This window comes from Labrys sp. 22185, assembly GCF_052045555.1.
Lineage (GTDB): Bacteria > Pseudomonadota > Alphaproteobacteria > Rhizobiales > Labraceae > Labrys > Labrys neptuniae.
This window is the reverse complement of the sequence record NZ_JBQEPH010000029.1, coordinates 56,765-67,218: the sequence shown is the minus strand read 5'-3', so window position 1 is coordinate 67,218 and position 10,454 is coordinate 56,765. Positions and strand designations below refer to the sequence as shown.

The 10,454-nt window shown below is 66.4% G+C and carries 13 protein-coding genes; 5 read left to right on the top strand and 8 right to left on the bottom strand.

Annotated features, from left to right (window positions below; genetic code table 11):
• The first annotated feature begins 16 nt into the window (after positions 1-16).
• The 4 genes from ACTJKX_RS31490 to ACTJKX_RS31475 all read left to right on the top strand — a co-directional run bounded on the left by ACTJKX_RS31490 (position 17) and on the right by ACTJKX_RS31475 (position 2,834).
• Positions 17-886: a carbohydrate ABC transporter permease gene (locus ACTJKX_RS31490; RefSeq protein WP_367626436.1), complete on the top strand. Its 870-nt coding sequence runs from the start codon at positions 17-19 to the stop codon at positions 884-886.
• Positions 883-1,722, top strand: coding sequence for a carbohydrate ABC transporter permease (locus ACTJKX_RS31485; RefSeq protein ID WP_311932756.1), 840 nt, complete (start codon positions 883-885; stop codon positions 1,720-1,722). The genes ACTJKX_RS31490 and ACTJKX_RS31485 overlap by 4 nt, the downstream gene beginning before the upstream one ends.
• Before the next feature lie 67 nt (positions 1,723-1,789).
• The gene (locus ACTJKX_RS31480; protein ID WP_440727673.1) at positions 1,790-2,155 is read left to right on the top strand and encodes a RidA family protein; all 366 of its coding nucleotides are present in this window, start codon (positions 1,790-1,792) and stop codon (positions 2,153-2,155) included.
• Positions 2,156-2,447: 292 nt separating this feature from the next.
• On the top strand, positions 2,448-2,834 hold the full coding sequence (locus ACTJKX_RS31475; protein ID WP_149252493.1) for a VOC family protein: 387 nt from the start codon (positions 2,448-2,450) through the stop codon (positions 2,832-2,834).
• A 14-nt stretch (positions 2,835-2,848) separates the two neighbouring features.
• Here the strand turns inward: ACTJKX_RS31475 and ACTJKX_RS31470 are convergent, their stop codons facing one another.
• From ACTJKX_RS31470 to purH, 4 genes are all read right to left on the bottom strand, one after another.
• The gene (locus tag ACTJKX_RS31470) at positions 2,849-3,088 is read right to left on the bottom strand and encodes a hypothetical protein (protein ID WP_068289628.1); all 240 of its coding nucleotides are present in this window, start codon (positions 3,086-3,088) and stop codon (positions 2,849-2,851) included.
• 43 nt (positions 3,089-3,131) lie between these two features.
• Complete coding sequence (locus tag ACTJKX_RS31465) at positions 3,132-3,815, bottom strand: OmpA family protein (RefSeq protein WP_440727672.1); 684 nt, start codon at positions 3,813-3,815, stop codon at positions 3,132-3,134.
• Positions 3,812-4,276 (bottom strand): hypothetical protein, encoded by a 465-nt coding sequence (locus ACTJKX_RS31460; protein ID WP_394315239.1) that lies wholly within the window; start codon positions 4,274-4,276, stop codon positions 3,812-3,814. Before ACTJKX_RS31460 ends, ACTJKX_RS31465 begins: the two co-directional genes overlap by 4 nt.
• A 357-nt stretch (positions 4,277-4,633) precedes the next feature.
• Positions 4,634-6,223, bottom strand: coding sequence for a bifunctional phosphoribosylaminoimidazolecarboxamide formyltransferase/IMP cyclohydrolase (purH, locus tag ACTJKX_RS31455; protein WP_440727671.1), 1,590 nt, complete (start codon positions 6,221-6,223; stop codon positions 4,634-4,636).
• A gap of 248 nt (positions 6,224-6,471) precedes the next feature.
• On the opposite strand from purH, the gene ACTJKX_RS31450 reads away from it, so the two are divergent.
• Positions 6,472-6,960 (top strand): RrF2 family transcriptional regulator, encoded by a 489-nt coding sequence (locus tag ACTJKX_RS31450; protein ID WP_394315237.1) that lies wholly within the window; start codon positions 6,472-6,474, stop codon positions 6,958-6,960.
• Here ACTJKX_RS31450 and ACTJKX_RS31445 read toward each other — a convergent pair.
• From ACTJKX_RS31445 to ACTJKX_RS31430, 4 genes are all read right to left on the bottom strand, one after another.
• Positions 6,866-7,909, bottom strand: coding sequence for a mechanosensitive ion channel family protein (locus tag ACTJKX_RS31445; RefSeq protein ID WP_440727670.1), 1,044 nt, complete (start codon positions 7,907-7,909; stop codon positions 6,866-6,868). The genes ACTJKX_RS31450 and ACTJKX_RS31445 overlap by 95 nt on opposite strands.
• 28 nt (positions 7,910-7,937) lie before the next feature.
• Positions 7,938-8,348 carry a cupin domain-containing protein gene (locus ACTJKX_RS31440; RefSeq protein ID WP_311932766.1) on the bottom strand — a complete coding sequence of 137 codons (411 nt, stop codon included), beginning with the start codon at positions 8,346-8,348 and terminating at the stop codon, positions 7,938-7,940.
• Between the two features lie 247 nt (positions 8,349-8,595).
• A complete protein-coding gene (locus ACTJKX_RS31435) occupies positions 8,596-9,348 on the bottom strand; it encodes an SDR family oxidoreductase (RefSeq protein ID WP_440727669.1) in 753 nt (250 codons plus the stop codon).
• A gap of 113 nt (positions 9,349-9,461) precedes the next feature.
• Positions 9,462-10,379 carry an MBL fold metallo-hydrolase gene (locus ACTJKX_RS31430; protein ID WP_440727674.1) on the bottom strand — a complete coding sequence of 306 codons (918 nt, stop codon included), beginning with the start codon at positions 10,377-10,379 and terminating at the stop codon, positions 9,462-9,464.
• Positions 10,380-10,454 lie beyond the last annotated feature (75 nt).

Below are 10,454 nucleotides of genomic sequence, written 5' to 3'. Positions count from 1 at the left end.
AGGAGACACCCACCGCATGGGGCGTGCGACACCCTATCTTCTGATCCTGCCCAGCTTCCTGATGGCGGCCTTCATCATCTTCTGGCCGCTCTATCAGATCGGCCAGATCTCGCTGCATGACGTCAACCGTTTCGGCCAGCTTCGGGAGTTTGCCGGCCTCGCCAACTTCCAGGCCCTGTTCGCCGATCCCGATTTCATCGCCGCGCTCTGGCGCACCCTGGTCTGGACGGTGGGCGTGGTGGCCGGCACGCTGATCGTCTCGGTGCCGATCGCCCTCATCCTCAACGACGATTTCTACGGGCGGAGCCTTGCCCGCGTCATCATCATGCTGCCCTGGGCGGTGTCGCTCGCCATGACGGCGGTGGTCTGGCGCTGGGCGCTCAACGGCGAGAGCGGCATGCTCAATTCCGGGCTGCGGGGCCTGGGTCTGATCAGCAGCAATATCGAATGGCTGGCGGACGCCACCACCGCCTTTCCGATGCAGATCCTGATCGGCATCCTGGTCTCGATTCCCTTCACGGTGACGATCTTCCTGGGCGGCCTCTCCTCGGTGCCCGACGATCTCTACGATGCCGGTGCGGTGGAGGGCGCGAGTCGCTGGCAGCAATTCACCCACATCACGCTGCCCCTGCTGAAGCCCTTCATCAACATCGCCTTGGTGATGAACACCATCAACGTGTTCAATTCCTTCCCGATCATCTGGGTGACCACGCAGGGCGGCCCGGCCAATTCCACCGACATCCTGGTGACCTATCTCTACAAGCTCGCCTTCCGCTTGGGTAAGTTTGGCGAGGCGGCGGCGGTGTCGATCATCATGTTCGCGCTGCTGCTGGTCTTCGCCGTCATCTATGTGCGGCTGGCCATGCGCGAGGAGGAACAGGCATGAGCAAGCTCAAGCGCTCCGTGCTCTACTGGATCCTGCTGGCGCCGCTGATCGTCCTCACGCTGTTTCCCTTCGCGGTGATGCTGGTGACGGCGCTCAAGCCGACGGAGGAGATGCTGTCTTCCTCCTGGTGGCCGAGCCGGCCGGTCTGGGGCAATTTCGTCACCATGTATACCGAGACGGCTTTCGGGCCGGCGCTCGCCAATTCGCTGATCGTGTCGCTGGTCACCACCGTGCTGACGGTGCTCGTCGCCATTCCCGCCGCCTATGCGCTCAGCCGCTATCGCTTCGCCGCGCGCGGGGCATTCCGGCAGTTCCTCTTGATCTCGCAGATGCTGTCGCCGATCGTGCTGGTCTTCGGCCTGTTCCGCCTGCTGGTGGAACTCGGCAACCGCCTTGGCTTCCAGCTGATCGACAGCCTGAGCGGCGTCACCTTCATCTACATCGCCTTCAACCTCGCCTTCGCGGTGTGGATGCTGCAGAGCTATTTCTCCACCATTCCCAAGGATCTGGAGGAGGCGGCCTGGATCGAGGGCGCCAGCCCCTTCGCCACGCTGGTCAAGGTGTTCCTGCCGCTGGCGCTGCCCGCCATGGCGGTGACGGCGATCTTCACCTTCATCAATGCCTGGAACGAATATGTCATCGCCCTCACCATGCTGCGCAAGCAGGAGGCCTATACGCTGCCTTTGCAGGTGGTGAATCTGGTGGCCGGGCGCTACACGGTGGAATGGAACTATGTGATGGCCGCCGCCCTGGCGGCGACCATCCCGATCGCGATCCTGTTCACCTGGTTGCAGCGCTATTTGATGCGCGGCCTCGCCCTGGGGGCGGTGAAGTAGGACTCGTGTCATTGCGCGCGAAGCGAAGCAATGATGCAAACCATTGGCACAACCTATCGGGATATCCATGACCAAGCAGCATTTCGGCGCCTCCCATGTCCCCCTGTCCCCGGCCGTGCGGGCGGGTGACAGCATCCATGTTTCCGGCCAGGTGCCGACCCTGGCGGACGGCTCGGTGGTGCCGGGCGGCATCGAGGCGCAGACCCGCCAGGTGATGGACAACCTGGCCAAGGCCCTGGCGCTGGCCGGGGCGGGGCTGGAGGATGTGGTCAAGACCACGGTGATCCTGGCAGACGCCCGCGATTTCGGCGCCTTCAACAAGGTCTATGGCAGCTATTTCCCCGCCAACCCGCCGGCACGCACCACGCTGGAAGCCCGGCTGATGATCGACATCAAGATCGAGATCGAGGCGATCGCCTACAAGCCGCTGTGAAAGGCCAGGGGTGAGGGAGCAAGGCTGTTCACTGAAGCGGAAACGCTCCGATTTGTCATAGCCGGGCTTCGGGCCGGCTATCCAGAAGTCGCACGCGGAAACCGGCTGGAGAGATGGATTGCCGGGCCGAAGCCCGGCAAGGACAAAGGTCGCGCAAATTCGAAGACGTTTCAGTGAACCGTATCAAGGGATGGGGAAGCGCCTCTCGACTCACCCCAAAATCCCGTTTCTCGGACTCGACAAAACCAGCTCTTTGTTTTATCGCTTATGCGAACAAACAGGGAACATTGTCATGAAGCTCGGTTACGTTGTTCATTACGTTCGCGATGTCGTGGAGACGTCGGCCTTCTACAAGCAGGCCTTCGGGCTGGAGACGCGCTTCATCGCCGAGGGGCAGTTCGCCGAGCTCGTCACTGGCGAGACGGCGTTGTGCTTTGCCGATGAGAGTTTCGTCACCGACATGGTCGGCAACTTCCAGCCCAACCGGCCGGATGCGCCGCCGGCGGGCACCGAGATCGCGCTGGTGGTCGACGATGTCGAGATCGCCTACAAGAAGGCCCTGTTCGCGGGGGCGCAGGCGGTATCGCCGCCGGCGCAGAAGCCCTGGGGCCAGATCGTCGCTTATGTGCGCGACAACAATGGCTGCCTGGTCGAGATCTGCACCAAGGTAGCGGTCTGAGCGGATGCAGCAGCTCAGCCGCTGACGATGATCAGCGTCATGATCACCGCGGCCACGCTGATGCAGAAGACTGCGCCGAGCACGAGCTGCACCAGGGCGTTGGCCGAGACATAGGTGCCGGCGACGCCGCCCAGCACGCGGATGGCCGTCTGCTTGCCCTCGCCGGCGGCGGCGATCGGATGCCCGCAGGACGGGCAAGCCAGGGCCTGCTCGGAGACACGCTGGGTACAGGCCGGGCAGGGGATCAACGCCATGATGTCGCCTCTTGCTGGATGATCATGATGGGAAGGGCCTCGATCATTCCGGCGGCCTGCCGATCTCGAACTCAACCCGGCGGTTGCGCTGGCGGCCTTCGGGATCGTCGGCGCCGTCGGCCTTCTGGTTGGGGGCGACGGGGCGGGTTTCGCCATAGCCTTCGATGGTCAGGCGGCCGGGGCTGATCTTGCTGCGGGCGAGATAGGCCTTCACCGAGGCGGCGCGGCGCTCGGACAGAGCGAGATTGTAGTCGTCCTCGCCCTTGGCGTCGGTATGGCCACCGATCGCTACCGGCGCCTTGGGGAAGGCTTTGAGCACTTCGGTGAGCCGCGCCAGCACCGGCCTGGCATCGGCACGGATGTCGGCCCTGTCGAAATCGAACAGCACGTCACCCGGCAGGCTGATCAGGATCCTGCCTTCGCTCTCGCGGGCGCCGAACTGCTCGAGCAGCGCCTGCGTGCGGCTGCGCAGCTTGGCCGGCACCTCTTTGAGGCGCAGGCTGGTCGTCCCGCCTGCCGGGCCCAGCCGGCTTGCCGGTGTCTGCGGCGCAAAGCGGGTGGGCGGCAGGGCATAGGGCTGCCAGCGGCTCGTGCCGATGTCGCTGGGGCGAAACGCGGTCGGCTGCCCGCCGATCGGCTCGCGGCGATGCTCGATGATGAGGGCCGAGGCCGGCAACGCCGGAAGAACCAGGGCCAGCAGCGCCATGGCGGCGCCGAGGCGCCTCATTGCGCCTTGACCGGGATCTTGAGCGTCAGGCCGGGGGCGTTGAGATCATCGCCCGCATTGCCGTCGTTGAAGACCAGTCGCACCTCGCCGGCATCGGCCGGAATACGGCCGGGAAAGACCAGTTCCCCATCCATGCTCTGGCCGTTCTGGATCATCAGATAGGGATTGTCCTCGGGCTGGCGCAGGCTGAGCTTCTGGTTGTTGCCGATCTCGAGGAAGGCGTTGACGTCGTTGAGATTGACGCGGTTGGTCTGCCGGCTGTCGAAGGAGGCGACGAGGCTGACCACCGTGGCGTCCTCGCCCACGGTGATCTTCTTGACGATCACCGTGACTCCAGCCGGAACGCTGGTCTGCACGCTGCCCTGATGCACCACGCGGGCGGCCTCCTCGGCCACAGAGGGGGCGACCGTCGCCAGCGCCAGGCCGGCGGCAACCACTGCGCGCACAAAAAACAGCTTCATTCCAACGATTCCCCGCACTCCAAGTCTCCCCCGTACCCCAATGAAAACCAAAAGCCGGCTACAAGCTTATGGATTTCAGAGCGAAACTATCACCGGGCCCGTCGACAGTTCAACTGCGCGATCATCTACAGCTATAGGCTGTGGACAGAAAGGTTGAAGCTTCGGTCAGGTCAAGGCACTACGACAGCCTGGATGCGTCATTGCGGGGCCGGGCAGCTATACCTGGGGGAACAGGCGCGGAGACGTGCCGGCACGAAAGCCGGCCGGCGCGTCGCATCTCGCTGCGACGCGTGGCGGGTAAACGGCCTTCCCCACGTCGCAGGGAAGGTTGATCGGGCTTGCGCAGCCGGGCCAGCCTCAATGCCGGAAGTGGCGCGTGCCGGTGAACACCATGGCAAGGCCGGCCGCGTCGGCGGCGGCGATCACCTCGGCATCGCGCTGCGAGCCGCCGGGCTGAATCACGGCGGTGGCGCCGGCCGCGACCGCAGCTTCCAGGCCGTCGGCGAAGGGGAAGAAGGCGTCGGACGCCACCACCGAGCCCTTGGTCAACGTATCCGGCAGGCCGGCCAGCTTGGCCGCGTCGGCGGCCTTGGCGGCGGCGATGCGGGCCGAATCGACGCGGCTCATCTGGCCGGCGCCGATGCCGACGCTGGCGCCGTCCTTCACATAGACGATGGCATTGGACTTCACATGCTTGGCGATGCGGAAGGCGACGGCGAGGTCGGCCATTTCCTCGGGCGTGGGCGCTCGCTTGGTTACCACCTTCAGCGTCATGTCGTCGACCACGGCGTTGTCGCGCGACTGCACGAGCAGGCCGCCCGCCAGCGTCTTGGCGGTGAGGCCTTCGGCGCGCGGATCGGGCAGAGCGCCGGTGACGAGCAGGCGCAGGTTCTTCTTGGCCGAGATGATGGTGATGGCTTCCTCGCTGGCGTCGGGGGCGACGATCACCTCGGTGAAGATCTCGACGATCTTGCGGGCGGTATCGGCATCGAGCGTGCGGTTCACCGCGATGATGCCGCCGAAGGCCGAGACGGGGTCGCAGGCAAAGGCCTTCTCATAGGCTTCGAGCAGCGTCGACGCCTGCGCGACGCCGCAGGGATTGGCGTGCTTGACGATCACCACCGCCGCCGACTTGGCCGGATCGAACTCGGCCACGCATTCGAAGGCGGCGTCGGTGTCGTTGAGGTTGTTGTAGGAGAGCGCCTTACCCTGGAGCTGGCGGGCGGTGGCGACGCCCGGGCGCTTTTCGGGGGTGAGGTAGAAGGCCGCGCTCTGATGCGGGTTCTCGCCATAGCGCAGCGCCTCGGCCAGGGTGCCGCCGAAGGCGCGGAAGGTCGGCGTATCCTCCTCCAGCGTCGCGGCAAACCAGTTGGAGATGGCGGCGTCATAGGCGCCGGTGCGGGCATAGGCCTTGGCGGCCATGCGGCGGCGGAAGGGCAGGCTGGTTGCCCCCTCGTTCTCGGCAAGCTCGGCCAGCACGTCGTCATAGTCGGCGACGTCGACGATGACGGTGACGTCGTCATGGTTCTTGGCGGCGGCGCGGATCATGGCGGGGCCGCCAATGTCGATGTTCTCGATCAGGTCCTCGAAGCTGCCGCCGCGGGCGAGCGTCGCCTCGAAGGGGTAGAGGTTGACGACGAGGAGGTCGATCGGGCCGATGTCGTGCGCCGCCATGGCGGCGCGATGCTCTTCATTGTCGCGAATGGCGAGCAGGCCGCCATGCACCTTGGGATGCAGCGTCTTGACGCGGCCATCCATCATCTCGGGAAAGCCGGTGAGGTCGGAGACGTCCTTCACGGCGAGGCCCGCCTCCTCCAGCGCCTTGCGCGTGCCCCCGGTCGAAACCAATTCGACGCCGTGGGCAGCAAGCCCCTTGGCGAAGTCGATCAGGCCTGATTTGTCCGAAACGGACAGCAAAGCGCGGGCGATGGGGGCGGCAGCGGTCAAGGGTGCGATCTCCGAGGCAGGGTTTGGCCGCTTGATAGCGCAAGATGACGGGAAGGGGGAGATTTTTGGAGCGAGATCTTTCCGGGTGCGCGGACGTCTCGTCCGCATCTTGGAACCGTCATGCGTGCGGAGAGGAAGAGCGGACGGGACGTCCGCGCACCCGGGAAGCCCCGCATTTACACGCTGCACCAATAGGGATATCGTATATCCGTAATTATCGGCGCGTGCTGCCGTTGCGGAATGAACGAATGATCCTGAAAAGCCAAGTCGAATGGGCGCTGCATTGCTGTGCGATCCTCGCCGGCCTGCCGGCGGGGCGCTACCTCTCGACCAAGGCGCTGGCCGAGTTCCACGGCGTGCCGAAGGAATATCTCTCCAAGGCGCTGCAGCATTTGTCGCAGGCCGGGCTGGTCGATACCACGCTCGGCCCCTCCGGCGGCTACAGGCTGGCTCGGCCGCCGGCCGAGCTGACCTTCCTCGAGATCGTCGAGGCGGTGGAAGGCCCGGCGCGCACCTTCGTGTGCAGCAATATCCGCGCCAACAATCCCTGCCGCCCCAAGGGCTATTGCGAGAGCGGCCCCTGCGCCGTGGCGCGCATCATGTGGGAGGCGGACGAGGCCTGGCGCGAGAAGCTGCGCAGCGTCAAGCTGTCGGACCTGGTCGGAATCCTGTCACAGGAGATCCCGGAGCAGTTGTGGAAGGATAGCTTCGAATGGGTCCTGGCGCGGGCTGGATGAGAGCCATGGCCGGCGCGAAAGCGAGGCCGTCAGCCCCATAGTTGCGGTAGAGCTGGTCGAGCACTTCATTGCGCGCCGGGGTGCGCCGTGCCGGACTAGCCACGCAGAACTGTAGCTCGGCCTCGATCGCCAGCGCGTCGACCGACTTGAGCGCCACGATCGGCGCGGGATCCCGGAGGATCTCCTCGCAGCTCCGCAGCACGGCCCGTAGCGTCTCGATGCTGTCCTGCGGGCCCTGGCTCGCAGCGATCCGCACGCTCTGGCTGATCCAGTGGGTCTCGTCGGGGCGGCTGAGATTGGTCAGGCTGAGCTTGGCCAGCAGGCTGTTGGGCAGCACCACGAGATTATGGGCGCCGGTGACGAGATTGGTGGCGCGCCAATTGGTCTCGACCACGCGCCCCTCTGTGCCGTCGCTCAGCACGATCCAGTCGCCGATGGCATGGGAGCGCCCCAAGGTCAGCGCGATGCCGGAGAAGACGTCGCCGAGCGTGTTCTGCAAGGCGAGGCCGAGAATGACGGCGACCACGCCGGAGGTCGCCACCAGCGTGCCGACGGGGGCGCCGAACACGAAGCCCAGAATCGAGAGGCCGACGCCGAGATAGGCCAGGGCCACGAACAGGTCCTGCAGGAGATGGGCCTCGCGCGGCCGGCGGTTGAGGGCGAAATAGATATGCATCAGGCCGATCACGGCCCAGGCGAGGTGCGTCCACCACAGCACTCGCGCCGATTTGGCGACGAAGGCGGCAAGGCCGGTGGTTTCGTTGGCGCCGAGTTGATGCGGCCAGATGCCGTTGCACGCGGCGAGGACCGTCATCGCCGAAAAGAACAGGAGCTGCACCGCCAGGCGCGCCCTCGGCCGCCGGCGCCCCTGGAGATGCCAGACGACGATGCCGGCAAGTCCCAGCAGGTCGATCAGCACGAGGGGCAGGAAAGCGGGATCATCGACCATGGCTGGGGCTCCGGGGCGGCTTGGCCGCTTATTTCTGCAGCGGGAAAGTCAGTTCCTTCTGCGTGCTATCGACCACGAACACCGCCAGCAGCTTGGCGGGCCGGGTCTTGCTGGCATTGGCGCTGACGCCGTGGCGGTCGCCGGGCATTTCGGAGAAGTTCTGGCCGGCACGGTAGACTTTCACCGGCCCGTCATTGACCTGGCTCTTGATCGCCCCTTCCAGCACGGTGGCGTAGATGAAGGCGGAGGAGGGGTGGGTGTGGCCCTCGGAAAAGCCGCCCGGGCCATATTCGACCAGCACGCCCTTCAGGCTCTTGCCGGGAACATTGGGTAGCTCGTGCTCATAGACGAGCGAGACCTTGGCGGCCTTGCCGTCGGCTGCGGCCGGGGCGGTGAGCAAGGCGGAGATTGCGAGGGCGGTAAGGAGGGGGCGGATCATGGCTAGGGTTCCTGGTTGGGGGACGGGGTTAGGGCGAGATGCTGCGATTGACGGTTGCGCGCGGCGTCTGGGTCCCCCTCGCCCCGCTTGCGGGGAGAGGGTACGGGTGAGGGGCTGCGACATGCGGTGAGGGGCAGCGCAGTACAGTCCCCGTGGGCGGTGCTGCCCCTCATCCTCACCTTCTCCCCGTAAGGACGGGGAGAAGGGGCGGCCGGTGTCGCGTTCTTCGCGGCGAGGGGTCGCCGCCTCACTTCCTCGGATTGCTGGCGAACCATTCCTCGAAGCCGATGCGGCCGAGGCGGGGATTGGCGTCGCTGACCAGCGAGCCGTCATCGAGGCGGGCGCCGAAATAGCGGGCCTCGCGATCGGCCACCACGGTGCGGCTGTCGCCCTTGGCCTTGAGGTAGCGGGCGACGAGGTCGCTGAGGCGCGAGCGTTCCGGCCCGGCGATCTCCACCGTGCCGTTCACCGGCGCGGCCAGCGCCACCTCGGCCATGGCGTCGGCGACGTCGTCGGAGGCGATCGGCTGCACGAAGGCGGGCGACAGATGCACGCTGCCATCCACGGCGCCGGACTGGGCGATGCTGCCGAGGAACTCCATGAACTGGGTGGAGTGCACGATGGTGAAGGGAATGCCGGAGGCCTTGATCAGCTTTTCCTGGGCGAGCTTGGCGCGGAAATAGCCGCTGTCCTGCAGCCGCTCGGTGCCGACGACCGAGAGCGCGATGTGATGCCCGACGCCGGCCGCCTTCTCCGCCGCGATCAGGTTGCGGCCGGAGGTCTCGAAGAAGTCCAGCACGGCCTTGTCCTCGAAGGAGGGCGAATTGGCGAGGTCGATCACCACCTGCGCGCCCTTGAGCGCCTCGGCGAGGCCCTCGCCGGTGAGGGTGTTGACGCCGGTGTTGGGCGAGGCGGCGACCACCTCATGGCCCTTGGCGGCGAGGCGGGTGACGGTCTTGGAGCCGATCAGCCCGGTGCCGCCGATGATGACGATTTTCATGGGGAGTTCCTTTGGTGATGTTTCCGGGTGCGCGGACGTCTCGTCCGCTCTTGGAAGCGTTGCATGTGCGGGAGGGGAAGAGCGGGCGGGACGCCCGCGCACCCGGAAATTGCTCAATAGTCCCAGAACACCGGCACCCAGCGGAAGGCGTCGCCGTCGACGGCGACGTGGCCGACGGAGGGGAAGGGTAGGTGCGTGGCCACCAGCAGGCTGTTGGTCTCGGCCAGCTCCCGCAGCAGGCCGATGCGGACGCGGGCCGCCTCCTCGGGATCGTGCTCGAAGCCGTTGAACCAGTCGGGGTGCTCGAAGCCGACCGCGAACATGGCATCGCCCCCGAACATCAGCCTGTCGCCGCCGGAGGCGAGGCGCACCACGCTGTGCCCCGGCGTATGGCCGCCGGTGCGGGAGACCACCACGCCGGGCGCCACCTCGTGCTCCTCCTCGAACAGCCGCAACTGGCTGGCATAGTCGGCCGCGAAGCGCTTGGCGGCGGCCCGCAGGGCATCCGGGAAGCCCTCCGGCATGGCGACATGCGAGAAATCGGGCGCCTCCCAGAACCTGGCCTCGGCCTCGGCCACATGGATCCTGAGGTCCGGCCGCAGCCGCTCCTGCACGCCCTCGACCAGCAGGCCGCCGACATGGTCCATATGCATATGGGTGAGCACCACGTCGGTCACGGCGCCGAGGTCGATGCCGGCCGCCTCCAGCCGCTTGATCAGCTGGCCGGCCCGCGGCAGGTTGAGGTCCGGGTCGAGCCCCAGCCCGGCATCGATGAGGATGGTCTGCGCGCCGCTGCGCACCACCACCACGTTCAGCGCCCAGTCGAAGGCGTCCTGCGGCAGGAACATGTCCTTCAGCCAGGCGGCCCGCACGGAGGGATCGGCGTTGTGCCCCAGCATCTGGGTGGGCAGCGGCAGCACGCCGTCGCTGACCACCAGCACGTCGATGTCGCCGATCTGCACGGCATAGCGCGAGGGTACGAGCTCGTCGGGTTTGGCCCTGGCGGGCGTCAAGGTGTCGTTCAGGCTCATGCTGGCCTCCTGTTGTGTGGCTCCGGCGCCGGTGGGGCGCGGGCCGCTGGTGGTGATTGTTCCCCGGGTGCGCGG

Bases quoted from the DNA above. Each gene is read 5' to 3' on its own strand.
- ACTJKX_RS31470 (WP_068289628.1), bottom strand. From the start codon at position 3,088: ATGGCGTTGATCCCCTGCCCGGCCTGTACCCAGCGTGTCTCCGAGCAG.
- ACTJKX_RS31460 (WP_394315239.1), bottom strand. From the start codon at position 4,276: ATGAAGCTGTTTTTTGTGCGCGCAGTGGTTGCCGCCGGCCTGGCGCTG.
- ACTJKX_RS31430 (WP_440727674.1), bottom strand. From the start codon at position 10,379: ATGAGCCTGAACGACACCTTGACGCCCGCCAGGGCCAAACCCGACGAG.
- ACTJKX_RS31480 (WP_440727673.1), top strand. From the start codon at position 1,790: ATGACCAAGCAGCATTTCGGCGCCTCCCATGTCCCCCTGTCCCCGGCC.
- ACTJKX_RS31465 (WP_440727672.1), bottom strand. From the start codon at position 3,815: ATGAGGCGCCTCGGCGCCGCCATGGCGCTGCTGGCCCTGGTTCTTCCG.
- ACTJKX_RS31445 (WP_440727670.1), bottom strand. From the start codon at position 7,909: ATGGTCGATGATCCCGCTTTCCTGCCCCTCGTGCTGATCGACCTGCTG.
- ACTJKX_RS31440 (WP_311932766.1), bottom strand. From the start codon at position 8,348: ATGATCCGCCCCCTCCTTACCGCCCTCGCAATCTCCGCCTTGCTCACC.
- ACTJKX_RS31485 (WP_311932756.1), top strand. From the start codon at position 883: ATGAGCAAGCTCAAGCGCTCCGTGCTCTACTGGATCCTGCTGGCGCCG.
- ACTJKX_RS31450 (WP_394315237.1), top strand. From the start codon at position 6,472: ATGATCCTGAAAAGCCAAGTCGAATGGGCGCTGCATTGCTGTGCGATC.
- ACTJKX_RS31435 (WP_440727669.1), bottom strand. From the start codon at position 9,348: ATGAAAATCGTCATCATCGGCGGCACCGGGCTGATCGGCTCCAAGACC.
- ACTJKX_RS31490 (WP_367626436.1), top strand. From the start codon at position 17: ATGGGGCGTGCGACACCCTATCTTCTGATCCTGCCCAGCTTCCTGATG.
- ACTJKX_RS31475 (WP_149252493.1), top strand. From the start codon at position 2,448: ATGAAGCTCGGTTACGTTGTTCATTACGTTCGCGATGTCGTGGAGACG.